The sequence below is a fragment of the Aliiroseovarius marinus genome (assembly GCF_004360145.1).
Taxonomy (GTDB): Bacteria; Pseudomonadota; Alphaproteobacteria; order Rhodobacterales; family Rhodobacteraceae; genus Aliiroseovarius; species Aliiroseovarius marinus.
Map to the genome: position 1 here is coordinate 92408 of NZ_ML178715.1, position 24992 is coordinate 117399.

General features: G+C 58.3%; 23 protein-coding genes. 12 read left to right on the forward strand and 11 right to left on the reverse strand.

Annotation, left to right across the window (positions count from 1 at the left end; all coding sequences use genetic code 11):
* Window position 1: 1 nt before the first annotated feature.
* From mepA to EOL43_RS06575, 6 genes are all read left to right on the forward strand, one after another.
* The gene (mepA, locus tag EOL43_RS06550) at window positions 2–877 is read left to right on the forward strand and encodes a penicillin-insensitive murein endopeptidase (protein ID WP_133486764.1); all 876 of its coding nucleotides are present in this window, start codon (window positions 2–4) and stop codon (window positions 875–877) included.
* Entirely contained in the window at window positions 850–1776 is a 927-nt protein-coding gene (locus EOL43_RS06555; RefSeq protein WP_133486766.1) for an esterase-like activity of phytase family protein, read from the forward strand. Before mepA ends, EOL43_RS06555 begins: the two co-directional genes overlap by 28 nt.
* Before the next feature lie 116 nt (window positions 1777–1892).
* Window positions 1893–2513 carry a queuosine precursor transporter gene (locus EOL43_RS06560; RefSeq protein ID WP_133486768.1) on the forward strand — a complete coding sequence of 207 codons (621 nt, stop codon included), beginning with the start codon at window positions 1893–1895 and terminating at the stop codon, window positions 2511–2513.
* Between the two features lie 271 nt (window positions 2514–2784).
* The gene (arfB, locus tag EOL43_RS06565; protein WP_133486770.1) at window positions 2785–3204 is read left to right on the forward strand and encodes an alternative ribosome rescue aminoacyl-tRNA hydrolase ArfB; all 420 of its coding nucleotides are present in this window, start codon (window positions 2785–2787) and stop codon (window positions 3202–3204) included.
* A 90-nt stretch (window positions 3205–3294) separates the two neighbouring features.
* Window positions 3295–4572: an aspartate aminotransferase family protein gene (locus EOL43_RS06570; RefSeq protein ID WP_133486772.1), complete on the forward strand. Its 1278-nt coding sequence runs from the start codon at window positions 3295–3297 to the stop codon at window positions 4570–4572.
* Entirely contained in the window at window positions 4569–5513 is a 945-nt protein-coding gene (locus EOL43_RS06575) for a phosphotransferase enzyme family protein (RefSeq protein WP_133486774.1), read from the forward strand. Before EOL43_RS06570 ends, EOL43_RS06575 begins: the two co-directional genes overlap by 4 nt.
* A gap of 120 nt (window positions 5514–5633) precedes the next feature.
* On the opposite strand, the gene EOL43_RS06580 is transcribed toward EOL43_RS06575, so the two are convergent.
* From EOL43_RS06580 to EOL43_RS06605, 6 genes are all read right to left on the reverse strand, one after another.
* Complete coding sequence (locus EOL43_RS06580) at window positions 5634–7274, reverse strand: RNA-directed DNA polymerase (RefSeq protein WP_133486776.1); 1641 nt, start codon at window positions 7272–7274, stop codon at window positions 5634–5636.
* The gene (gene pncB / locus EOL43_RS06585; protein WP_133486778.1) at window positions 7275–8567 is read right to left on the reverse strand and encodes a nicotinate phosphoribosyltransferase; all 1293 of its coding nucleotides are present in this window, start codon (window positions 8565–8567) and stop codon (window positions 7275–7277) included.
* The gene (pncA, locus tag EOL43_RS06590) at window positions 8568–9176 is read right to left on the reverse strand and encodes a bifunctional nicotinamidase/pyrazinamidase (RefSeq protein ID WP_133486781.1); all 609 of its coding nucleotides are present in this window, start codon (window positions 9174–9176) and stop codon (window positions 8568–8570) included.
* Between the two features lie 140 nt (window positions 9177–9316).
* Complete coding sequence (locus EOL43_RS06595) at window positions 9317–10288, reverse strand: polysaccharide biosynthesis/export family protein (protein WP_166636206.1); 972 nt, start codon at window positions 10286–10288, stop codon at window positions 9317–9319.
* Window positions 10289–10575: 287 nt separating this feature from the next.
* Window positions 10576–11229 carry an ABC transporter ATP-binding protein gene (locus tag EOL43_RS06600; protein ID WP_133486785.1) on the reverse strand — a complete coding sequence of 218 codons (654 nt, stop codon included), beginning with the start codon at window positions 11227–11229 and terminating at the stop codon, window positions 10576–10578.
* Window positions 11230–11238: 9 nt separating this feature from the next.
* Entirely contained in the window at window positions 11239–12504 is a 1266-nt protein-coding gene (locus EOL43_RS06605; RefSeq protein WP_240686483.1) for a KpsE/RkpR family capsule polysaccharide export protein, read from the reverse strand.
* A gap of 90 nt (window positions 12505–12594) precedes the next feature.
* Here EOL43_RS06605 and EOL43_RS06610 point away from each other — a divergent pair, with 90 nt between their 5' ends.
* From EOL43_RS06610 to EOL43_RS06630, 5 genes are all read left to right on the forward strand, one after another.
* Window positions 12595–13386 (forward strand): ABC transporter permease, encoded by a 792-nt coding sequence (locus EOL43_RS06610; RefSeq protein ID WP_133486787.1) that lies wholly within the window; start codon window positions 12595–12597, stop codon window positions 13384–13386.
* Window positions 13387–13536: 150 nt separating this feature from the next.
* Window positions 13537–14637 carry a hypothetical protein gene (locus EOL43_RS06615; protein WP_133486789.1) on the forward strand — a complete coding sequence of 367 codons (1101 nt, stop codon included), beginning with the start codon at window positions 13537–13539 and terminating at the stop codon, window positions 14635–14637.
* On the forward strand, window positions 14618–15586 hold the full coding sequence (locus EOL43_RS06620) for a hypothetical protein (protein ID WP_133486791.1): 969 nt from the start codon (window positions 14618–14620) through the stop codon (window positions 15584–15586). Before EOL43_RS06615 ends, EOL43_RS06620 begins: the two co-directional genes overlap by 20 nt.
* A gap of 58 nt (window positions 15587–15644) precedes the next feature.
* The gene (locus EOL43_RS06625; RefSeq protein WP_133486793.1) at window positions 15645–17474 is read left to right on the forward strand and encodes a DUF4422 domain-containing protein; all 1830 of its coding nucleotides are present in this window, start codon (window positions 15645–15647) and stop codon (window positions 17472–17474) included.
* Window positions 17475–17511: 37 nt separating this feature from the next.
* On the forward strand, window positions 17512–18174 hold the full coding sequence (locus EOL43_RS06630; RefSeq protein WP_166636207.1) for a sulfotransferase: 663 nt from the start codon (window positions 17512–17514) through the stop codon (window positions 18172–18174).
* 50 nt (window positions 18175–18224) lie between these two features.
* Here the strand turns inward: EOL43_RS06630 and EOL43_RS06635 are convergent, their stop codons facing one another.
* The 3 genes from EOL43_RS06635 to EOL43_RS06645 form a co-directional block, all read right to left on the reverse strand.
* Complete coding sequence (locus tag EOL43_RS06635; protein ID WP_133486797.1) at window positions 18225–18965, reverse strand: phosphoadenylyl-sulfate reductase; 741 nt, start codon at window positions 18963–18965, stop codon at window positions 18225–18227.
* Window positions 18966–19035: 70 nt separating this feature from the next.
* Entirely contained in the window at window positions 19036–20193 is a 1158-nt protein-coding gene (locus EOL43_RS06640; RefSeq protein WP_133486799.1) for an NAD-dependent epimerase/dehydratase family protein, read from the reverse strand.
* Between the two features lie 86 nt (window positions 20194–20279).
* The gene (locus tag EOL43_RS06645; protein ID WP_133486801.1) at window positions 20280–21236 is read right to left on the reverse strand and encodes an NAD-dependent epimerase/dehydratase family protein; all 957 of its coding nucleotides are present in this window, start codon (window positions 21234–21236) and stop codon (window positions 20280–20282) included.
* A 216-nt stretch (window positions 21237–21452) separates the two neighbouring features.
* Here EOL43_RS06645 and EOL43_RS06650 point away from each other — a divergent pair, with 216 nt between their 5' ends.
* Window positions 21453–22430: a glycosyltransferase gene (locus EOL43_RS06650; RefSeq protein ID WP_133486803.1), complete on the forward strand. Its 978-nt coding sequence runs from the start codon at window positions 21453–21455 to the stop codon at window positions 22428–22430.
* 7 nt (window positions 22431–22437) lie between these two features.
* On the opposite strand, the gene EOL43_RS06655 is transcribed toward EOL43_RS06650, so the two are convergent.
* Both EOL43_RS06655 and glf read right to left on the reverse strand, forming a co-directional pair.
* Window positions 22438–23541, reverse strand: a complete 1104-nt coding sequence (locus tag EOL43_RS06655) for a hypothetical protein (RefSeq protein WP_133486805.1) — start codon at window positions 23539–23541, stop codon at window positions 22438–22440.
* A 10-nt stretch (window positions 23542–23551) separates the two neighbouring features.
* Window positions 23552–24697 (reverse strand): UDP-galactopyranose mutase, encoded by a 1146-nt coding sequence (glf, locus tag EOL43_RS06660; RefSeq protein ID WP_133486806.1) that lies wholly within the window; start codon window positions 24695–24697, stop codon window positions 23552–23554.
* Between the last annotated feature and the right edge of the window lie 295 nt (window positions 24698–24992).

The window sequence follows — 24992 nt, forward strand, 5'->3', positions numbered from 1 at the left end:
CATGAAACTGTTTCACAAGCTCATCCTGATTGCTGGCCTCGCCCTAACCGGGGCGCCAGTCGCCGCCCAACAACCCGCGAAAGAGCTGTTCGGTGCGGCGCGGAAGGGCACGGCAAGTCGTGCAGCCGCGTTCGGATCGTACGCGAAAGGCTGTCTGGCCGGGGCCGAGCAACTGGCCGAAACCGGGCCGACATGGCAAGCCATGCGCCTGTCGCGCAATCGCAACTGGGGCCACCCCGAGTTGATCGACTTCGTGGAAAAACTGTCGCGCAAAGCTGCCCAGCAACCCGGATGGAAGGGGCTTTACGTCGGCGACCTCAGCCAGCCGCGTGGTGGTCCGATGCTGACCGGGCACCGTTCGCACCAGATCGGACTGGATGCCGATATCTGGATGCTTCCGCCCAAACGCCTGAACCTCAGCGCGTCCGAGCGCGAGGCGCTGTCGTCGATTTCGACCCGCCGGTCCAAGGGCGCTTACGTAAACAAGAACTGGACCCGCGCCCATCACGAGATCATCAAGGCCGCCGCAAAAGACAAACGCGTGGCGCGGATCTTTGTTTTCCCCGGCGCCAAGGTACAGATGTGCAAAGACGCCAAAGGCGACCGGCGTTGGCTGCGGAAAATCCGTCCGTGGTGGGGGCATCACTATCACTTCCACGTCCGGCTTTCCTGTCCCAAGGGCGTCAAGGGCTGCGTAAACCAAGCCCCGCCACCCGCAGGGGATGGCTGCAAAGACGCCGAGAAATGGGTTCAGGATATTCTACATCCCAAACCCGCACCGAAGCCCACGAAACCCGCAACGCCGCGCAAGCCTCGCGGTCCTCTGACCCTTAAGGATCTTCCCAACCAATGCGGACCCGTTTTGTCATCGCGATAGCGGCACTTGCCGCGCTTCTGGCGCTTGATCTTGGGGCGCAGCCGGTGTCGGACGCCCAACTGGTGTCCGCCTATCGCTGGCATGGCACAGGTGAAAATTTCGGCGGGTTTTCGGGGCTTGAGGTCAGCGAAGATGGCACGGACTTCATTGCGATCACCGACCGTGGATATATCGCACGCGGCAGCTTTGCGCGCGAGGACGGTGTCATCACCGGCCTAAACACCACCCGCCTTGGCCCGCTAAAATCCCCCAAAGGCACCCCCTTTGGTCGGTTCCGGGCCGACAGCGAAGGGTTGGCCACGCATATGACCGGCCCGATTTACGTCAGTTTCGAGGCCAAACACCGCGTGATGCGCTTTACCGGTTTACGGACCAAGGGGCGCGTGCTGGAGAAGCACCCGGATTTTAAGGGACTGCAGAACAACTCGTCTCTGGAAGCCTTGGCCATCGACCGCGTCGGCACGCTTTATACAATCCCCGAACGGACGGGCGTCGAAGGCTCGCCGTTCCCGGTCTATCGCTTGCGCGCCGGCGGTCAGACATGGGATAAGCCCTTCTCGATCCCGCGCTTTGCCCCGTATCTGCCCGTCGGTGCCGATATCGGCCCGGATGGGAAGTTCTATCTGCTGGAACGTCACCTGAGCGGCATTCTGGGCTTCACCAACCGCGTCCGCCGCTTCGACATCACGCCCGAGGGCTTCAAGAACGAGGTCGAATTGCTGCGCACCCCCGTTGGGCTGCATGACAATCTGGAAGGGCTTGCGGTCTGGCGCGACACGGATGGAAATATCCGCCTAACCATGGTGTCCGACGACAATTTCAAGTTCTACCAAACCACGGAATTCGTCGAATATGTGGTCCCCACTCCTGCGAAGCCTGCGGGCGACGTCGCGAACTGACGCGACATCCCCCTTGTTTGCAAGGGTTGATCTGTCCGTTTTCCCACTGTAAGAGCACTCCGTCCCTGACATTCAGGGGCCAAGTCTCCGCAACCTTGCTAAAACGGACCAACAACATGACCCGTCTTCTTCCTGGCGTTATCGCCATGGCCGCCATCGTCGTGGCCTCTAACATTCTGGTGCAATTCCTGTTCGGCAACTGGCTGACCTGGGGCGCCTTCACTTACCCGCTTGCCTTCCTTGTCACCGACGTGATGAACCGTGTCTACGGTGTGACCGCTGCGCGCAAAGTCGTTCTGGTCGGCTTCGTCACCGGCGTGATCTGCAGCTTCATAGGCACCCAAATCATGGGCGAGTTCGGTCCGCTTGTGACCCTGCGCATCGCTATGGGATCCGGCCTTGCCTTCCTGACCGCACAGCTGCTGGACGTCGCGATCTTTGACCGCCTGCGCGAAGGCCGCTGGTGGCGCGCGCCGGTTGTCTCGACCCTGATCGGCAGCTCGGTGGACACCGCGATCTTCTTCACCATCGCCTTCTCGGGCACGCTGACCTTCCTTGAACCGGCCAACGACGTTAGCTGGGCGGGCGAGGTTTTGCCGCTTCTGGGCGCAGGCCCGATGGCCCCGCTGTGGGTATCTTTGGCGGTTGCTGACTGGATGGTCAAACTGGCCCTTGCATTGCTTGCACTGGTGCCTTTCCGCGTCTTGGTCACAAAACTTTCACCAAATCCTGCGTGAAAAGTTTTGACAAACGCAAAATATGTGGCACGCTCCTAGATATAGAAACAGCGAGAAAGGAGGTGTCCATGTCGAGAGATACAACGGAGCGAGGTGCCGGGACAATCTAGATCGCGACGCTCCGGGGCAGCCCCCGGATCGGAACGCGGGCCGAATTGACCCAGGTCTAACCGGTCCCACCTCCTACATTCTCGAAAGGGTCGTCCTGCTGGGGCGGCCCTTTTTCGTATCTGCCATTCCCGTTGCGCATCCGATTGGATAGGGTGCCCTTATGATCCGCGTGAATGACGATATCACCCTGAAAGATTGGGAGCTGAGCGAGAGCTTTTCGCGTTCCTCAGGCCCCGGCGGGCAGAATGTGAACAAGGTCTCGACCGCCGTCGAATTGCGGTTCGAGGCCGCGCGCTCGCCGCATCTGTCGCAACCGGTGAAGGCACGACTGAAGCGGATCGCCGGACGCAAATGGGCGCAGGACGGCGCGATCACCATCCGGGTCGAGGACACAAGAAGCCAAGCCCGCAACCGCGAGATCGCCGCCGAACGTCTGGCCGAGATGATCCGCAAAGCGCTGGTTGCCCCCAAGCGGCGCATTCCCACCAAACCAACCAAGGGCTCTCAACGCCGGCGCATGGATGCCAAAACCAAGCGCGGGCAGGTCAAAGCCCTGCGCGGGCGGGTCACCGACGACTGACGCCACTTACTTAACAACGCAATTAATTTGCTTTGCGCCCAGCAAGCTGGCATAGTCGGCACAGAAACACCCGGCACAGTGGAGCATGACATGGCGGACACCTCTTCGATCCTGGAACGGCGCGCGCGGCTTCTTGGCCCGAACATGACCACCTTCTATCGCGAGCCAGTTCATGTGGTCCGCGGCGAAGGGACATGGCTGTGGGATACGGACGGGAACCGCTATCTGGACTGCTACAACAACGTCCCGCATGTCGGTCACGCCCATCCGAAAGTCGTCGAGGCGATCACCAAGCAGGCCGCGACCCTGAACACCCACACCCGGTACCTGCACGAAGGCATTCTGGACTATGCCGAACGTCTGACGGGCACGATGGATCACGGGCTGGACACGATGATCATGGTCTGCACCGGGTCCGAGGCGAACGACATCGCCCTGCGCATGGGCCGCGCGATGACCGAGAAGGTGGGCATCATCTGCACCGACAACACCTATCACGGCAACACGGATCTGGTCAGCCAGATGTCATCGAAACGCACGCCGATTGGCGGGCCGGTGGAGTGGGTCAAGAAGGTGCCAGCCCCGGATACGCTGTCTCCGCTGGGCGGCAGCGCCGAGTCGCAACCACAGGCCTTTGCCGACGAGATCCAGCGCGCGATTGATGAGCTGGAGGAGGCAGGGTACGGCTTCGGCACGCTGATCCTCGACCCGTTTTTCGCCAATGAAGGCTTTCATACGCTGCCCAAGGGGTTCCTTGACCCTGCGGCCGCGGTTGTCCGTAAGGCAGGCGGCATCATCATCGCAGACGAGGTGCAACCGGGCTTTGGTCGGACTGGGCGCAATTTCTGGGGGCATGACCGGATCGGGTTGGTGCCTGACATCGTGACGATGGGCAAGCCGATGGGGAACGGGCATCCCGTCGCAGCGGTCGTGACCCGCCCCGAGATCATGGCCGAATTCCGCACCCGCTTTGGGTACTTCAACACCTTCGGCGGCAACCCGGTCTCTGCGGCGGCGGCGATGGCGGTTCTGGATGTGCTCGAAGAAGAAGAGCTGGTCCAAAACGCACGCGATACGGGTGACTATGCGTTGGGGCTGTTGAAAGAGCTATCCCATCCAATGATCGCCGACACCCGCGGCGCGGGCATGTTCATGGGCATCGAGTTCACGCGCGACGGCGACCCGGAAGGCGCAACGACATTCTGCAAAGATCTGGTCGAGGACATGCGCAATCGCGGTGTGCTCTTGCACCTGATGGGGCGGCATTATCACGGGATCAAAATCCGTCCGCCCATGTGTTTTGACCGGTCGCAGGCCGACCTTTTGGCCGAAACGCTGGACGCCGCGCTGAAGGCGGTACCTGCATGAGCCCTTTCTTGAAACAGGCCCTCAAGGCATGGGGCGCGCAGCATGTGCGGATGATCAAGGATCGCGAAAACGCAGTGCATGAGGTGCGAATTGCCGGCAAGCCCGCCGCGCTGCGGTTGCACCGTCCGGGGTACCAGTCCAAGGCCGCCATTCGGTCAGAGCTCGACTGGATGGCCGCGCTGGCCGAACAGGGTATGCGGGTGCCGTCTCCTATCCCGACGACCGAAGGCGACCTTGTGTTTTCACTGGACGCGGACCAATGCGCGACGATGGTATCGTGGGTCGAGGGCGCGCCGATTGGGGAAAGTGGCGTGCCTCTGGACGGCTCGCCAGATGATCAAGCCGCGCTATACCGCAAAGTCGGGGCCGAGCTGGCGAAACTGCACAACCTGACCGACGATATCCCCCTGCCCGAGGGCTTCACCCGTCACCGCTGGGACATCCCCGGCCTGCTGGGGGACGACCCGTTTTGGGGGCGGTTCTGGGAGTGCCCAGCGCTGCGCGAGGACGAGCGCAACTTGGTGCTGCGGGCGCGGGCTGTGGCGCATGATCTGGCCTCGGTCTACCTTGAAAACGGGGCGGATTTTGGGTTGATCCACGCGGACGTGCTGCGTGAAAACGTGTTTATTCACAAGGGCTTGCTAACCCTGATCGACTTCGACGACGCGGGCTTTGGGTTTCGGCTGTACGACCTTGCGGTGATGATGTCGCAGAACGAACAGGAACCCGCGTATGAGGCGATCAAGGCGGCGGCGCTGGCGGGGTATCGGGAACACCGGGCGCTGAGCCAAGAGGCGGAAGACCTGCTGCCTATGTTCTTGATGTTACGACGTTTTGCGTCGATGGGCTGGGCGGTTCCGCGATACGATCCGACCGGCCCCGAGGTCGCCAGCTATACCCAAAAAGCCGTCATCGCCGCCCGGAATTTCCTTGGGGGATGAGGGCCGCGTGACGGGCGGAAATGCTTAGACCTTTTATCGCGGGACAGGTCGGGGCTTTAAAAAATTTTAACGGCGTTTTGGGGTGGGTTTTAAAGGGTTTAAAGGGGAAATTGACCGAGTTCAAAGCGGGGGCTCATAATTTCCGTGAGCATGCATAAGAAAAGCGAAGAGTTGGTTAGACGTTCTTCTGCGCCGGAGGCGTTCTACGTTATCTCGCCGAGACCTTCGGAAAGTCTTCACATTTCGATTGATGTCATAGAACTCGATCCTTCTAGCCTTGAGAGTTGAGAAGTAAGGATCCGAGTCCACATGGTTTGTGGATTCCGCACTTTGAAGCCACCCCTTCACGTCGGCTTCATAAGCGAGAAGCCAATTTTCATCGCGCAAAGATGAAGACGTCATTTTTTGCTGCAATGTCCACAACTCACTACCTCCTTCGAGCAAACTAAGTCGTTCTAAGTCGAGAAGTATCAGCGAGCAGACCGAACTAGACATTTCGATCACAAGATTCGCAAGATCTTTGGATATCTCCCGGCGAAGTGCTTTCGCGAGGAAAAGCGCCCATGCGACTTCCTCGGTATGCATCAACGGTGCGGATGATCGAATTACGTCGTCAATCAATCGGTCTAGCCGTCTGGCAGAAACTGAGAAGCCGTTGAGCCGATAATTCGCAAGAATCTGAGTTACGATTGGAATAGTCAGATTGTCCGCGCGCGCGATCTTAAAAAGGTACCCCTCAAACAAAGAGAAATTCGCTCGCGTTATGGGAAACGAGCGAGCTAGTTTGATCGAGTAGAGCAGGACATTCTGCGACTTATTCTTAGCCGCGAGATCAAAACTTCTCGAGAAAAACAGTGATATTTGGCGTGATTGCTCCCGCGAGCTCGTGGCTTCAACCATGCAGTCCAGAAGCTCATCTGGCCAGAACGACCAAATGGGATCAGATGGGTGCAACACAGTTGTCTTCTCGATATTGAGATCCAAAGAATATTCAGCCATGGATCGAGAAAGCTTGCGTAGCAAGTCTTCGCCGTCGGAAGGACTTCCGATTCCGATAAACCAGTCGTCAACATAGCGATAGACGTCTTCTGGAGCGACATTCGCCGAAGCGAGGAAATTCCGCTCCACACCAATTGCCAATACTTCAGACAAGATCCTTGAGGTATCGGGCCCGGTTGGGATCCCTTGGCTTTGATTATCTTGGCACTTTCGTACAAGAATATCTAACTCTCCACCAATCGATGAATTTAGTGCAGAGCCAATGTTAGATTTACACCATTGCTTCCCTTCAAGAGCCCAAGCAATGGCGTGCGTATAAATAGTATCATAGAATCTCGAGATATCACTTCTGAAGATAAAGTCGTCGTTAGCTGACGCGTTGAGCTTGGCACTCTGAACTAACCTAAAATCGGGTTTCTCTATCGCCCGTTCGCCTTCTTCTGAGATAATCGCCCTATCCAACGAAACGACGCCGTAGCTCAAATGGTCACGAATAGTTATCCAATTGTCAGAAATATGCTTAGAAAGATAATACTGGCTAATTGGATTGACGATCGCTAGCTGACGCCGTTTCAACCCAATACGCTTAATGGAATACCGTTCGTACTGTGTCTTGGGTGCGTAATTTGTTGGCCATGAATCTGTGATTGACTTGCGGTATTTGGCAAAACTTTGCGTGTTAAAGGGGGGAGGAAGTTCAATTGGGAAAAAGCCGCGCTCCAATAGAATTTTGAGGCGTTTCTGCTTTGTAATTGTTGCCATCTAAACTAAGACATCCATCTCTACCTGATCTCCAACACCAAATACACGTTTATAGCGAGCAATTTCAACCTCTGGCCCCATCGCCTTGTTGGGGTTGTCCGACAGCTTCACAGTGGCCCTTCCATTCGCTTTCACCGCCTTACAGACCAGCGAGAACGGGGCGAGGGCGTTGTCGGGGACGAGGTCTCGGAAATCGTTGGTCAGAAGGGTGCCCCAGCCAAAACTGGTGCGGACGCGGCCTGCGAATTGCTGGTGCAGTTCGATGATTTTGTCGGTGTCCAGACCGTCCGAGAAGATGACCATTTTCTGGGTGGGATCCTCGCCTCGCGCGGTCCACCAGTTGATGGCGGTCTCGGCGCCCGTGGCGGGGTCTCCGCTGTCGATGCGGATGCCGGTCCAGCCGGCCAGCCAATCAGGCGCGTTGTCCAGAAAGCCCTTGGTGCCATAGGTGTCGGGCAGGATGATGCGCAGGTTGCCGTCGTGTTCCTGCTGCCAATCGGCGAGCACGTCATAGGGGGCTTGGGCCAGTTCGGCGTCGTCTTGGGCCAAGGCCGCGTAGACCATGGGCAGCTCGTGGGCGTTGGTGCCGATGGCTTCGATGTCGCGCTTCATGGCGATGTGGCAGTTCGAGGTGCCGACGAAGCTGTCGCCCAACCCCTCCATCGCCGCTTGCACGCACCAGTCCTGCCAGAGGTAGGAGTGGCGGCGTCTTGTGCCGAAATCGGCAAGGCGGAGGCCGTCGAGGGCGCGGAGCCCGGAGATCTTCTCCCACGCGCGGGTCATGGCGCGGGCGTAGAGCACTTGCAGTTCGAACTTGCCCATGCCGCGCAGGACGGCGCGAGAGCGGAGTTCCATGAGGACGGAGAGCGCGGGGATTTCCCACAGCATGACCTCGGGCCAGGAGCCTTCGAAGGTAAGCTCGTATTGGTCGCCGACGCGTTCGAGGTGGTAGGCGGGGAGGCGCATGTTCTCGAACCACTCCATGAAGTCGGAACGGAACATCTGGCGTTTGCCATAGAAGGTGTTGCCGCGTAGCCATGTACTTTCGCCGCGGGACAGGGTGAGCGAGCGGATGTGGTCGAGCTGTTCGCGCAGTTCACCTTCGTCGATGAGGTCGGCAAGGGGGACGTGTTTCGAGCGGTTGATCAGGCTGAAGGTGACTTGGGCGTCGGGCTTGTTGCGGAAGACCAACTGGCACATCAAGAGCTTGTAGAAATCGGTGTCGATCAGCGAGCGGACGATCGGGTCGATCTTCCAGTTGTGGTCATAGACGCGGGTGGCGATATCTACCATTTAGGCCTCCAGTTTCACGCCAGCGGCGCGCATGTTGTCACGGGCGGCGGCCAGCGAGCCATCAAGGTCGATGGCGCGGCAGGCGGGTTCAAGGACGGTGACGTCGAAGCCCAGTTTGGCGCCGTCGATGGCCGAGTATGCAACGCAGAAATCGGTGGCGAGGCCAACCATGGTCAGCTTGGTGATGCCACGGGTGCGCAGGTAGCCTTCCAGCCCGGTGGGAGTGGTCTGGTCGTTCTCGAAGAAGGCGGAATAGCTGTCGATCTGCGGGCGGAAGCCTTTGCGGATAACCATGTCGGCGGGATCGGTCAGAAGGTCAGGGTGAAACGCCGCGCCGTCCGTACCCTGCACGCAGTGGTCAGGCCAGAGGACTTGGGGGCCATAGGGCATTTCGGTCATCTCAAACGGGGCTTTACCCTCGTGAGACGTGGCGAAGGACGAATGGCCCGCCGGGTGCCAGTCCTGTGTGAAGACCTTTACGGCGAAATCCGGCAGCATGGCATTGATCAGGGAAACGATCTGGTCCCCTTCGGCAACGGCAAGGGCACCGCCGGGGCAGAAATCGTTCTGCACGTCGATCACGATCAGGGCTTCATCTGCATTGCGCATGTCGGGTCCTCCTTGAAACTCAATGGGTAAGGACCGGGCGCGGTAGGGTCAAGTAAATGGCCAGACGACTTGTATAGAGCCGCCACGAAAAAGGGGCGCGACAGTGCTGTCCGCGCCCCTCAATTAAACGGCCTTTAGGATTAAAGCTTGGTCACGTTGACCGCGACACCGGTCAGGTTGCGCAGCAGCCCAAGCAATGTGTTGGAGGCCGCGACAGAGCTTTCGGTGACAAGGACGGTGTCTTTGCTGTGGATCTGGAACTTGCCCGCGCTGAACAGACCGTCGGCGGTTGTCAGGTCGATCACAAAGACGCTGCGCGCATTGTCCGGCCCCTGATCGTCCTGGCGCACGACAGATTGCGGATATTCGCGCAGGATCAGGATCCCTTTGGGGTTGGCGCGGTTTTCCGACAGACCGCCGATCAGCGACATCGCATCAAGCGCCGAGATCTCGGATTTCGAGAACGGGATCAATGCTTCTTTCGAGGCCGCCCCCAGCGAGCGGAAATAGCGGCTGTCATTCTCGACGGCCAGCTTGTCGCCGGGGCGCAGGTAGGTGTCATAGGACGCGTCGGACATCACCTGTGACAGCGGGCGCAGATAGGTCTGATTGCCACGGACCAGCTTGACGCTGGGGTTTTCCAAGCCGCGCTCGGGGCCTCCGGCAGCGGCGATCGCATTCAGCACAGTAAAGCTGGGGTCATCCAAAGTGATCGGTCCGGGGCGCGAAACGCCCGACACGACCGACACCGTACCGCGGGTGCCTTGCGTGACGTTCAACTGCACCTGAGCCGACGGGATGGCTTCGACATATTTGCGCTGAATTCTGGCGCGGGCTGCGGAATGGGGCATGCCTGCGATATGCACCGAGCCAACGAAGGGCAGGAAGATTGTGCCGCCCGCCGAGACCAGCATGTTCTTCATCTCGACCGTGTTCTGGTTGGGAGACGACAGAAGCGAAGATTCCTCGCTGTCCCAAACAATCACGTCCACGCGATCAAACGGCCTGATCGGCTTGTCAGCCGCTGCCGATCCGCGCGACGGCCACGAATAGTCGCCTTCGGCATTGGGCGCAGGCCAGCGTGAAATCGCCGGCAGGGTCGCTTTGGTCACGTTGTAAACGGCCAAATCCGCTCTGCTCTCAGACTCGCTTCCGACGATTTCGGACTGAACGGCCGCCCCACGAGGCAGGCCACAGCTAGCAAGAGCAAGGGCAGAAACTGCAATTAAAACAAAACGCATACGCGCAATCCCCAAGGTTATTTCGTGGTTCAAGGCAGCAAACCAATTGAGCGCACATTAGTAACGAAGCTGCGTTTTCTCAAGCGTCGAGACGTGGATTTCGATGTTAATTCCGAACTGTGCACAATTTGCAGTATCTCGGGTGAGTTGCAGTGGGATCAGGCTGTCATCTCGCGATGCAATTCAATCGCTTCTTCAACATCGTCATAATAGGTCAGGCGCCCGTCATCCAAAATACACGCCGCATCGCATACATTCGAGATCACACGCAGGTTGTGGGTCACCAAAAGCGCACCGCTACTTTCCATTCGGTCACGGAAGACGCGCATGCTTTTCTTGCGAAACGCCGCGTCCCCCACCGACGTGACCTCGTCCACCAGATAGACATCGAACTTGATGCCCATCGACAGGCCAAAAGCCAGCCGTGATTTCATACCCGAGGAATAGGTGCGCACAGGCAGATAGAACTGCTGCCCCAGATCGGCGAAGTCTTCGACATATTCGCGCAGCTCTTCGGTATCGACCCCGTAAATGCGCGCAAGGAACTTGGTGTTCTGCGCGCCTGTCAGATCCTTGTGAAAACTGCCCGCAAATCCGACTGGCCAACTGACGGTACCGTCAATCGCGATGGTGCCACTGTCCTGACGCATCGTACCGGCGACCATCCGCAATAGGCTGGATTTACCGGCCCCATTGCGCCCCAGCAGGCCGACGACCTTGCCCGGTTCAAAATCAACCGAGATATTGTCAGCCACGACCTTGGTTTGCCCCTGCAAGCGATACGCTTTGCGCAGTTTTCGGATCCGGATCATACGGCGGCCCTATCGTCTGTCGCGGACCGAATAATAGACCATGGTTGCCACCACCCAGATACCAATCAAGAACCCGGAAAGCGTGGCAAGAATAATCAGGCGCTGCGGGAATTGGGGCGTCTCGGACAAAGTCGGTTCGATATAGGCCGCAAGATAGCGCGACTTGCGCGCCGCTTCGGCGGTGGCCACATCCAAGGACGCCAGTGCGGACAGATAGGCTTGTTCGGCGAACTGTTTGTCGACCGAAAGACGCTCGTAGTCGCCAATCAGGTTGGCATAGGAGCCATTCACCGTGCCATCGGTGTTGCTGAACCGCGCACGCTCTTCGGCCAGACGTTGCTCGATCACATCCACGCGGCGACGTGCCTGGATCAGGCGGGGGTCACTTTCGCGTGCCGTCTGCATCAGGATATCCAGATCGATCTGAGCCGAGGCCAGCTGGTTTTGCAGCGAGTTCAACAGCCCCATCCGGCCGACAATGTCTGCCTCGGGATCGATGATCTGGGTTTCAAGCCGGAACTTCTGGATCGCGGCACGCGCCGAGCTCAGGCGCTCGACGGCTTTCTCAAGCTCGCTACGGGCATAGCTGGTGGCGTCTTCGCGCGCGACGGCAGTCAGCTTGTTGATCATAACGGTGCTCTCGTCATAGATCGCATCCGCGACGGCCTTGGCGTCTTCCGGCGTAAAGGCGGTGACCCGCACTTCGATCAGACCCGATCCGCTGTCATAGAAAACCTTCACAACCCGGCCCCAGAATTTCTGAAGCCCCTCGATGGTTGCATCGGGGTCGATGCCGAAAATCGGGTCGGAGGGCATGTGGTACATAGAGCGCAGGTCCAGCCGCTCGTCCACCAGCCGGACGATGCGCTGGCTTTGAATGAACTCGAACAGAACGTCGGTATCGGTACCACTGGACGATCCGGCCAGCTCGGTGATGCCACCCAGCATCTCGACCGGCGAGGCGCTATCTTCTGCCCGCACCGAGAATCCCAGATACGAGGCGTACTGATCCTTGGCGATGACATAGAGGTATACCGTTGCCAAGAAGATCGGCGCCAAAACGCCTAGCAGGAACAACCTGCGGATCATCTTGTGCCGTTTGCGGGGGCGGGCGGGCTTTGCGTGCGGACGAGGGGGCGGAAGGTCCTTACCCGCCTGCTCTTCTTCGCCCCAGCCGTCATCATCCAGCTCGTCCTGCTCAGCATGTGAGATCTGGGCATCCTTGCGGAGTTCCGTCTCGGGCTTGGGGTTGGGCGCTTCAGAAGACTGGGTCATAGGCTATCCACGGCAAAACATTTTGCAAACTATATGCATTAGCGGCAGTTATCGGATACCTCTTAGGACGAATCAACTCGATATTGCCGCATGACCGCTTTACGCACAGCAGATCCAACCCGCTTCAAGATGGGACGCACTGTCGTCGCACTGATGCTGCGCGAGATGTCGTCGACCTATGGGCGGTCAAAAGGTGGATATGTCTGGGCTCTTGTCGAACCGATCAGCGGCATCGCCTTTCTGACCATCGTTTTCTCACTTGCACTGCGTTCCCCGTCGCTTGGGGACAGTTTTGCCCTGTACTATGCCACGGGGATGCTGCCGCTGGGGTTGTTCCGACAGCTCAGCGCCAAAACGGCAGGTGCGATCAAATACTCGAAACCCCTATTGGGGTATCCACGCGTCACCTTCGTCGACACGATTCTGGCACGCGCCCTCTTGAACAGCCTCACGAATATCCTGATCAGCGTCATGCTGATCGGCGGAATGGTGCTGATCAGCCCCTCTTTTGTCTTTCTCAACATCCCAGAAATGGGGCTGTCCTTTTTGATGGCAATGTCACTGGGGGCCGGAATCGGAACGCTGAACTGTTTCCTGTTCTGGCGCTTCGACTGGTGGCAGTCGTTGTGGAAGGTGCTCATGCGCCCGCTCTTCATCATCTCGGGCGTCCTATATAATTTCGATGACCTGCCTGTCTTCGCGCAGGATATTCTGTGGTGGAACCCGATTGTCCATGTGGTCGGACAAATGCGCATGGGGGTCTACGCCACCTACGAGCCGACCTACATCTCGTATATCTTCGTCTTTGCCGTTGCTCTGGCGACCATGTCGCTGGGATTGACCCTTCTGAATCGGTACCACGACGACATCTTGTATCAGTAGATGGGAAGTCGGGTTCCCGGCAGTGACCCACGTTAGATGGACTTGATCTGAATCCGGTAAGATGCGATTTCTCGCACGCTGCACGGCCGCCTTTGTGCCTTAAGGATGACAGAGGCATTTGATACGTGAAGACATTGGAGTGGGCAGAGCATGATTTTCGGCAAACGCAAAACACCCGGTCGGGTGCTGCTGATCCATATTGGCGACCACAAGACCGGGTCGACCAGCATTCAGAATGCCTTTGCGAAAAGCTGCATTCAGATTGATGGCGAAGTCCCATGCTATCCAAACCGATTGAACCACAATTTTCTGCCCGCGGCCCTGAAAGACCGGTACGAAGGGAAAGGGCTGAAGAACGATGCGCGCAGCCGCGCTATTCTGACCAAGCTGGGTCAAAGCCTGAAATCCGCGTCGACAAAATACAGCCTGATCTCGGGCGAGATGCTTGAACGCACCCCTCCTGCACTGCTGAAACGATTCATCGATGATTACCTCGGGTCGGCATTTGATGACGTGCGGGTCATCGCCTATGTGCGTCCACATGCCGAACGGCTGCTGTCTGGCTATGCCGAAGTCACTAAAATCGGTGGCAATCAAACGAGCCTGCAGAAATTCTGCGACAACATGGCTAAAAGCGAGCGCCTGATCTACGCAAAGCGTTTCCAAGCATGGCGCGATGCATTCGGTGATCACTTCGTCCTGCGCCCAATGATACGTAGCGCCTTGACCAACGGATCCCTGTTGGACGATTTCATCACCCATGGGTTCGGAACCGAGGACTTCGTCATCACGCCGTTTGACAACGACAACCAGTCGCTGAACTTGCATGACCTGATGCTTTTGAAAGCATTGCAATCGCGCATCTCGGAGCAGCCCAAAACCACCCGGCACACGTTCGGCCGCGAAGTCGCCCGCCATCTAGAGCTGCACCCGTCGGAGACGACAGGCGAGAAACTGCAGATGCATCTCGACTTGGCCCAAAGCGTTGCCAAGCATTATGCCGAAGACGCCCGTGACGTGGACACTGCGTTTTTTGGCGGCGCGCCACTGCTTTCAAATGCGCTGCAGGCCGCCGCCGAAAAGGCCAGCCCAACGGCAATCTCGACCGAGCCGGCGGATCACTTCTCGGACAAGGAATTGCGCCATATCCACGCGTTGGGCGACCTGTTCAACGCGATGCTCGGCGCCACCGATACCGACTGGTCCAAAATCTTCCGCACAGCCCGCATTGATGCGCTGCACAAAGACTGAGGGGATAGTGTTGAGACAGCTTTGGCTTCACATCGGCTCGCACAAAACTGGAACATCGTCGCTTCAACGCGCGTTGCGATTTGCACAAACCCATCAGTTGCTTGGCGATCTGACCTATGCCCGCTCACCCAAAAGCAAAAACATAAACAATCTGATTCGGGTCAAAGGCGAAGGCCGGACGCTTAGGACCAGAGTTAATTTTCGCGGACTGAAAGCAGTCTTCCCGACGACGGGCAACTGCATCGCATCCTCGGAAATGTTCTTCTGGATCCATAACCCACGACAGGTACGCAAACTCGCCCGGGTCTTGAAGCGACAATTCGACGAGATCCACATCGTTGTCTATCTGCGCCGGCAAGACTCGCTCGCAATCTCGCATCGCAAGCAAGCCGTGATGCGCAGTGCTGCCGAGGGGTTCTATGGCCTACAACTCTCGGCCCTTCCGACTTATCAAGAACACTTCGACCACTATTTCAACTATGATCAGAAGCTGCGAATCTGGGCAGACGCCTTTGGGCCTGACAGCCTGCATGTGCGGAAATTCGAGAAATCCGCCCTGTTCAAAAACGACACGGTCGACGATTTCTTTCATCTTCTTGGGCTTACGGCACCCGATTGGGGCGAGCACGCAACCCCCCCCATGTCACGCAAGCAACTTTTGGTCGGGCTGTACCAACGCTCCAAGGGCATCGAGCGACAAGAAGTTATCGCGCTGATCAAACAGATCGAGGATTCCGAAAAACTGACCCCATCGCGCGCACAAGCCTTGGCCTTTCTGGATCACTTCAACGATAGCAACCGCCGATTGGCCGAAATGCTTGGAGACAAGACTGCCCCCCAGTATTTCGACATGGATCTGTCCCGCTATCCCGAGGTGGGTAACGACAACGTCTCGGATGCTGAAATCGAACAGTGGATCGCCGCGCATACTGCCCCGCAGCTCCGCTGATTTCTTGTAAGTTCGGCCCCGGCCCAATATACCATCCGCGACGTAGATAAGGTGCATAATGAAAGTCTCGATTTACTCCGCCTATCACAAGCTTTCGCCGCGGGTTTCGTCGAAAAGCATCCAGCCGATCCATGTTGGCGCCGCTCTGGCCAAGGCACCGTTGGCGGGGATGCTGTCCGATAACACGGGCGACAACATCTCGGACAAGAACGGGTCTTTTTGCGAGCTGACAGCGCTGTACTGGGCGTGGAAGAACGACCGTGACAGCGACTTCATCGGACTGATGCACTATCGACGCCTCTTGGATGTGGCGGGCGAGATCGACAGCGGCCCGGCCGAGGCCTATGTCGGCGCCGTGGACATCGACAGCTGGACCGCCCGCGCCGAGGCGTGGATGGAGGCCGAGCTGGACAATTGGGACATCGTGCTGCCACGCCTGCATGAAATGGGCGTCAGCGTCGAGAACAATTATCTGGCTGGACACCACAAGGAAGATTTCGACAAGATGCGCGAGGTGATCGCAGCGGATCACCCGGCCTATCTGGACGCCTTCAACACGGCGGCCAAATCGACCGACATCCGGCTTGGCAACATCGCCTTGATGCGGCGCGAGGTCTTTGACCGTTATTGCGCGTGGCTGTTCGATATCCTGCTGAAGGTCGACGCGGCGGATATTGATCGCAGCAACTACAGCCCCTATCAGTCGCGCTATATCGGCTTTCTGGCCGAGCGTCTGATGACCGCGTTCATCCTGCATGAGCAACAGACCAATCCGTCCACCCGCATCCGCGAAACCGCGATTGCGAACCTGTCGAAGGCGGTTGTCACGCCTCACCTGACCCAGCAGGACAAGCCCGCCGACGACGTGATGAACCTTGCGATCGCGGCGGACAGGAACTATCTGCCCCACGCCTCGGCGATGATGAGCTCGCTTCTGGCGCATGCGGATCCCAAGCGCCCCATTGCGCTGTATTTTCTGCACTCGGGGATCGAGGCAGATGATATCGAAATCTTTGACGGCTGGCTAAAATCCCAGCGCGGCAATATCCAGCTGCACGCCATCGACACCGGCAACTACTTCGACGACAGCTATCGGTCGTCCAGCCGTGCGCCGTCGAACGCGACCTACAACCGGTTCCTGCTGTTCAACCTGCTGCCGGGGCTGGATCGCCTGCTGTATCTGGACGTGGACATTATCCTGAAGACGGATGTGGCCAAGCTGTATGACACCGACATCGGGGAGGCCAAGATCGGTGCCGTGCCGGATTGGATCATGACCCGCACCCTGACCGGGCCCATTCCGACCATTGATCCGGACGTGCCGGACCTGTCGGCCTATCACCGTGAACGGCTTGAGATGTCGGACGAACAGATTGCGCGCTATTTCAACGCGGGTGTTCTGCTGTTCAACTTCAAAGCCATGGGCGATCTGAATGCTGTCGGGCGTCATCTGCTGCACGAGGCCCAGAACGGGCGGTATCTGTTCCGCGATCAGGACATACTGAACAAGGCGTTCAAGGATGACCTGTATGTGCTGGATGGGCGCTGGAACGTGTTCAACTCGGTCGATGCGGCCTATTCAAAGGTGCCGACGACCAACCACGCCAAGGCGATGGAAGCGCGGCGCGATCCGTGGATCATTCACTATGCCGACCGCGCGTATAAGCCGTGGCATGGCGTGGCCGTCCCGCAATCGGGTCTCTACTGGCAGGCGCTGATCAACACGCCCTATTACGGCGAGGTGATGGCATCCCTACAGGCGGCCAGCCGTCGCAAGCTGTTCGACAAGACGCGCATCGTCGAGGCCGGAAAGGCCGTAGGGCAGAAGTATCCGGTGCTGAACCGCCCGCTTCTGATCACCTACAACACCATTCGCAAGATCCGGTGATCGCATGAAGGCGGCCCTGAGATCCCTTGGAAAGCGCTTGCGACGCGGCCCAACGCCAACCCAGATCACGGGGCCGGTGCACATCATTGCATCGCCCTATAAAACCGGGTCGACCTCGGTCGGGAAGTCGCTGATCGCACTGGGAGTTGGGCGTCGCGAGATGCAGCATGATGGCGCGCTTTTGAAAGAGATCAAACCGGCCGCGCGACGCTTTCGCAAGCAGCTTCAAGGCACCCCCGATTTCCGCGCATTCGAGGCCGCCCACAAGGATGAGGTGCTAGGGCAGTTCAAGCCGCTAGTGGCCAAAGCCGCCGCCTACGACATCTTCCACGATGCCCCGATGGGGCATACGCATATGCATCCGTTCCTCCGCAAGATCATCGCGCCCGAGGCGCGGTTCATCTGGGTCAATCGCGACGCCGAAGGCTGGCTGGAAAGTGTGCGCAAGTGGGAAACGTCCCACCCCGAGATCTATCGGCACCACGGCCTGTGGGAAACAGATCCGGATGCACGCATTGCCAACCGTTTGGCCTTTTGGTCGCGCCATCACGACGCGTTTCTGGCATTGGCCGAAGCCTTTCCGGACGACTGCCTTGAACTTCAGTGGAACGATCTGAAAAGCTATGCGGCGCTGGCCGCGTTCTATGGCGTGGACGCACCGGATGACGCGTTCCCGCACACGAATGCGGCGAAGAACTAAAGCGTTTCCAGTTATTGTTGGATCACAGCAATAACTGGAAACGCTTCAGGTCAGTTTCCGCCGCGGACCATCTTCCCATCGACGAAGTGAATACCGCATTCGGTCTTTTCACTGTCCGCCCAGCGCCCGGCACGGGCGTCCTCGCCGGGTTTCACGGCGCGGGTACAAGGAAGGCAGCCCACGGACAGGTATCCACGCTCTTTCAACGGATGCTCCGGCAGCTCGTGTGTCTTGAAATAGGCCGCCACGTCGTCTGCGCTCCAATCCAACAGAGGGTTCACCTTGAGCCAACGGTCCTGCGTCTCGAACAGCTCAAGCTCCGAGCGTGTGGCGGCCTGCCCGCGCTTGCGCCCGGTGATCCAGCAATCCAACCCGCGCAGCGCGGCCAGCATCGGTAGCGTCTTGCGCACGTGGCAGCACAGGTCGGTGTTTGACTGGTGCAACAAACCTTCGGGATCATCCGCGTTTACGCTGGCCGGGCGGGGATGGACGGTCTGGATGTTGCACAAGCCAAGCCGGGCGACCAGATCCTCGCGGTACTGAAGCGTCTCGGGAAAATGCATGCCCGTGTCCAGAAAGATCACCGGCACATAGGGATCAATCCGCGAGACCATATGCAGAAGCACGGCAGCCTCGGTCCCGAAGGACGACACAAGGCCGATCCGCCCGGGAAAAAGCGTCTTGATCGCGTGTTTCAGGACATCTTCGGCAGGAAGCCGGTCATAACTTTCCGTCAGACCCTGCGCTTTTTCACGCAGCTCGATGCGTGCATTTGTTTCCAGAGCGTGCATGTACCTGCCTTTGGTGTCTGGAGGACAAGAAAGTTAGGGCCGCTACCTTTCGGCAGCGGCCCTATGTGCTTTACTTCCAGAGCGAGACGCAGGGGATCTTGGTCTTGTCGCAGCGATCCGCGTATTTCTCGGCGATCTCTTTGACCTCGTCCATCAAGCCACCTTCCAGCTTGATCGGCTCAAGTCCCAGACCCAGGAAGCGGTCATTGGCGACGAACAGGTCGTTCTCGGCCGCTTCGTTGCGCGGGTTTTCCAGATAGGCGATTTCAGCGCCCATCATGTCGTGGATCATCTGGGCCAGATCACGCACGCGGTGCGTTTCAGTCATCTGGTTCAGGATGTTCACACGCTCGCCAGCTTGCGGCGGGTTTTCCAGTGCCAGCTCGATGCAGCGGCAGGTGTCCTGAATATGGATGAAGGCGCGGGTCTGACCACCGGTGCCATGCACGGTCATCGGGTATTCTACAGCCGCCTGCATGATGAAACGGTTCAGAACAGTGCCATAGTCGCCGTCATAGTCAAAACGGTTGATCAGACGTTCGTCCATCTTGGTTTCGGCGGTCTGCGTGCCCCACACGATGCCCTGGTGCAGGTCGGTGACCTTTACCTGATCATTCTTGTTGTAGAAAGCGAACAGCAGCTGATCCTGGCTTTTCGTCATGTGATAGATCGAGCCCGGGTTGGTCGGGTACAGGATCTCGGTCTCGGTCTCGCCTTCCGGCGTGTCGACCTTCACCTTCAGATACCCTTCCGGGATCTTCATGCCGGCGGTGCCGTAGCCGTAAACGCCCATGGTGCCCAAGTGCACAAGGTGGATGTCCAGACCGCTTTCCACGATGGCAGCCAGAACGTCATTGGTGGCGTTCAGGTTGTTCGACACCGTGTAGCGCTTGTGCGCCGAGGATTTCATCGAATAAGGGGCAGCACGCTGTTCGGCGAAGTGGATGATCGCATCCGGCTTTTCGTCTTTGATCAGCGTCAGCAGGCGGTGATAGTGCTCGCCCACGGTGAAGTTGTGGAACTGAATGTCCTTGCCGGTCAGCTCTTTCCAGACGCGGATACGTTCACCGATCGGGCGGATCGGGGTCAGGCTGTCCACCTCAAGCTCAAGGTCGATTTCACGGCGCGACAGGTTGTCGACGATAATAACATCGTGGCCGCGATTGGACAGGTGCAGGGCATTCGGCCAACCGCAGAATCCGTCACCACCTAGAATGATTACTTTCATGTTTCATTACCCGCTATAATAAGGTTGCTCGAGCTATAGACCCGTTTCCCTCGAAGGAAAACCTCTATCCACGGCGCTGCGACAGCTCAGCGCGCATAATAGGCGTGGGTCTGCCGAATACCGTCCGCAAAGTCGGTGATCTGGTCGCCCAAAAGGACCTTCACATCCTCGGCCGAGGCGATCACATCGCGCGGTTCGGTCTTCAGAAGGTCTTCGGCTGGGATCTTGGTATAGTTCAGCGTCTTGCCGCTGGCCGCTTCGATCGCCCCCACCACATCCATCAACGTGGTCGAGACACCGGCCCCCAGCATATTCACACGGTCATAGGCCGCACCTTCGCGGACGCGTTTGGCTTGGGTCGCAATCCCGCGGCCCACGTCACCGGCATAGATGAAGTCGCGCGACTGCTTGCCGTCGCCGTTGATGAACACCTCGCCGCCTTCGACGATGGCGCGGGTGAAGGCGTGGATGGCGCTTTTCTTCTTGTCCGAGAAGCGGCCATAAACGTTGGTCATGCGAATGACCGAAAACGTACCGCCGCGCAGCTCGACGAGCTTCTCAAGGATCATCTCTTCCGCCGCCTTGGTCGCGCCGTAGAAGTTTTTCGGGCAATAGGCCGAGCTGGTGCGCACCTCGAATGTGCCGTCAAACAGCGCGCCTGCGGTCGAGATCAGAATAAAGTGATCGCCGGGCTGGACCGCCTCCATCACGAATTTCGAAGGGTTTGCAATGTTGGCATCGATGAAGTCCAGCGGGCGGTCTTTCGATTCCGCCACGCGGGTTTCACCGGCAAGGAACACGAAAATACGGCCGCTGTCTTCCGACTTCTGCGCCTCAAGAAACTCGATCGCGCCAGCGTCCTCATAGCCGCCTGCAAAGCTGGGTAGATCCAGCGCTTCATGCCCCGGAACGGCATTGGACAGATCGTCGATCACCATGGGCTCAAGACCATCGAACTGGTCGTCCTGTGCGATCACATCAAGGATGTTGCGCCCCACGAAACCGAAGCCCCCGATCAGCACCAGCGAAGTTGAGTTTTTCATGTCTGCTTGCCCGCCAAAATATCACTACTCGTTGCCTGATCACCTAAAGTGCCTTGCCGTGAAGGTCAAACCTTGGACGACCAAATAGGGGCAGTGTTTCCCATCGGCACCGCGCAGCGCCACCGACGTCGGTAAGAGCATTGACAACCCCAACAAATAAAGGGGAAAACCCCCGACGAGCGACACGCGCACCACAACAAGATCAAGGTTCTGAAAATGCACGACAATACCGGCCCGAATGGACGCTTGGTCGCCGTCGTCGTGACGTTTAACCGGCTGGACAAGCTGAAACTGACGTTGTCGAACCTGCTGGAAAACACACCTGCGGGCCTGGCCCGGATCGTTGTTGTGAACAATGCCAGCACCGATGGGACGGCAGACTGGCTGGCCACGCAGGACGATCCGCGACTCGACATTTTGACCAGCGCGACCAATCGCGGCGGTGCTGGCGGGTTCGAGCAAGGCCTGAGGCACGCCCTAACCCAGCACAAGGCCGATTGGTACGTGGTAATGGACGACGACGCATGGCCCGAGCCGGGCATGCTTGACAGTTTCATGGCAGGTAACCGCCCAGACGATACAGCGGTCGCAGCGGCGGTGTATTATCCAGATGGACGCATCTGCGAGATGAACCGCCCGTCCGTGAACCCGTTCTGGTCGCCCCGTACTTTCCTGCGCACTTTGATCAAGCGGCGTGACGGATATCACATCTCGCCCAGCGCCTATACAGCCGAACAGCCGACCCCGATCGACCTGACGTCGTTCGTCGGGCTGTTCATCTCGAAAAAGATGCTGGACACGGTGGGCCTGCCGGATCCGGGGCTGTTCATCTATGGCGACGACGTGATCTACACGCTGGGCCTGCGCAAACGCGGGTTCAAGATCGACTTCGATCCGTCCGTGCGCTTTGTCCATGATTGCTCGACCTTTCAGAAGGACGACAAGAAGACCTACAAGCCGCTGTGGAAGGTGTACTATGCCTATCGCAACGGGTTGATCATGTATCGCAAGGCCGCGGGGATTTGGTTCTGGCCGCTGCTGCCGCTGCTGCTTCCAGCTTGGAAACGGGCGGCAAAACACTATGGCGATGACAAAGCAGCCTATGACGCCCTGCGCCGCGCGGCGGTGTCAGACGGGCTGAGACGCCGGACCACACGGTCGCATCCCGACGTGCTGGAGTTGACCAAGCGCTAGGCCGAATCTAGTCGTCCAACCCGAATTTCGCCCTGAGGCGCCGACGCAGCTTGCGCAGCTGATAGAACGGGCGCTCGAGGTCGCGCAGCCGTCTTGCGTGCTCTTCGTTCAGCTCGCGAGACAGATCGTCGATCATGTTCTGCTGCGCGCCCACGATGCGGCTGAGATAGAACAGGGCGTCCTGCGTGCCGCTGTCGTAAAGGACGTCTCCCCCGACCGGGAAATCACCGAACAACGCATCACGCCCCAACGCCAGCTGCGCCAGCTTGGCATTGTCGGCGGCACAGCGATCCAGAACCTTCTGGCGCAGTGCGGTCGACACGAAGCTGCTGTGCTTATCATCCAGTTCGGGCAGGTCGATCGCCTCGAACACCTTGCCAAACTCGATCGGACGCACCGGCCCCTCTTCCGTCCCGTTGTGCAGGGCATTTAGATAGCTTTGCGCCGGGCCAAGCGACACGTTCTTCACGCGCGCTTCAACCTCCGGGACCGCGTCCATGGGCAAGCCGAATTGCGCGAACAGATAAGGCACACTGCCGCCCGCCTCGCGCATGGCATCATAGGTCATGACCCGAATACGGTCGCCCCCCAGCTTGGACCACGCACGATACTGCCCAAGATAATCCAGTGCGAACCAATTGCGCTCCAACCAGCTTTCGGGCGTTTCAATCCCGCGTTCCAGACTGGTTTTGTGCTTCAAACCCCACTGGCGATATGCGCTTTCGACCCATTCGTCCTGACGGCGGAAGCAGATCGCAATCTCGACGGCATCGAAAACGGTGGTGTTCTGAATGAACTGATCAATCACATCGATAAGATCGGGCAGGTTCGGGGCCATACCGATGGCTTCGTTTGACCAAACGACGGTCGACACCTCGGGCGCGGCAAGGGCGGCAGCTTCGAGGGACCGCAGTGCGTTCGCCAGAGGCCCCGGCTCGCGTGCAAGATACTGCGCTTCCAGCTCTTCCTCTTCGGGCACGGCAAACTTGAGCCGCGGCCCCGCACAGAGGAACCCCGCCTCAAGCAGCGCCTCGTACCCATCGCGCAGAGCGTCCTGAAACGCAGTAGTTCCAGTTTTTCCCAGCCCGACGTGAAGGATCAGCTTTGTCATATTTTGCCCTCTATGGCGCCACGGCGAAGGTCGGCATGTCCGTCCCGTTCGCCACGGATTTGCGGAACATGTCTGCGGTGTCCAAAGCTTCGCGGATGGTGACGTCCATGTCGAGGTAGCGATACGTGCCCAGACGCCCCACGAAGGTCACGCCCTTGGTGGTCTCGGCCAGGTCGACATAGTCAGCCAGCAGGGCTTTTTCATCGACTTGACGGATCGGGTAATACGGAATGTCATCCGGCCCGCAGGCGCGCGAGAACTCGCGGTAGCAGACGGATCCTTCGTGCTCTTCCCAAGGGCTGAAATACTTGTGCTCGGTGATGCGGGTATAGGGGATGTCCTCTTCCCCATAGTTCATCACCGCGCAGCCCTGATAGTCACCATCATAGGTGAAGCGTTCGAAATCGAGCGTGCGATAGCCCAGACGGCCCAGCTCGAAATCAAAATACCCATCCAACGGGCCGGAATAGAACACGTGGTCATACTGGTCGGCCTGATCGCGGGTGAAGCGTGTGTTCAGATGGACGGTGATCGACGGGTGATCCAGGATCTTCTCGACCATCTTGGTATAGCCGTCTTCCGGCATCCCTTGGAATTTATGGAAGAAATAGTTGTCGTCGTAGTTGAAGCGCACCGGAAGGCGTTTCAGGATGCTGGCGGGCAGCTCGGACGGCTGCATGCCCCATTGCTTGATCGTGTAGCCTTTGAAGAAGGCTTCATACAGGTCCTTGCCGACAAAACGCAGCGCTTGTTCCTCAAAGGTCTTCGGATCCTCGATCGAGGTGTCGGCTTGCTCGTTGGTGATAAACTCCAACGCTTCGTCCGGGCGCATGGACCGGCCGAAGAACTGGTTGATCGTATGCAGGTTGATCGGCAGCGAAAACACCGTACCCTTCGAGGTCGTCTTCACGCGGTTCTTGTACGGCAGGAAGGTGGCGTGACGGTTCACATAGTCCCAGACCTGTTCGTCATCGGTGTGGAAGATATGCGGGCCATAGACATGAACCATGATCCCGGTTTCGCCATCCCGTTCGGTATGGCAGTTGCCCGCAATATGGTCGCGGCTTTCCACGATGGTGACCTGATGCCCGTCTTCGGCCAGCTCGCGCCCGATGACGGCACCGCTCAGGCCTGCTCCGACAAGTAAGATGTTCATCGCAATCTCCAACGTGAATATCCCCTGCGTTGTTCCATACCCCGGTTTTTTTAGCAAACAGGAATGGGCAGAGGTGGTTACTTTCAGCCGACCACTCAGCGCCACGTGGCAGCCCAAGCCCGGCGATCAGCGCTAGCGGGAAATTCAATTAGAACAAGAACTAAGGCGGCGCGATTATGTGCACAGACGGTCGCGGGGCAGCATGTATCCGTGAAGATTAGGAAATCATTAAGATTCAATTGCTTACAATTCCTAAACAAGTTCCTGCCAAGAAATAAACAGTCATTAACCCCCA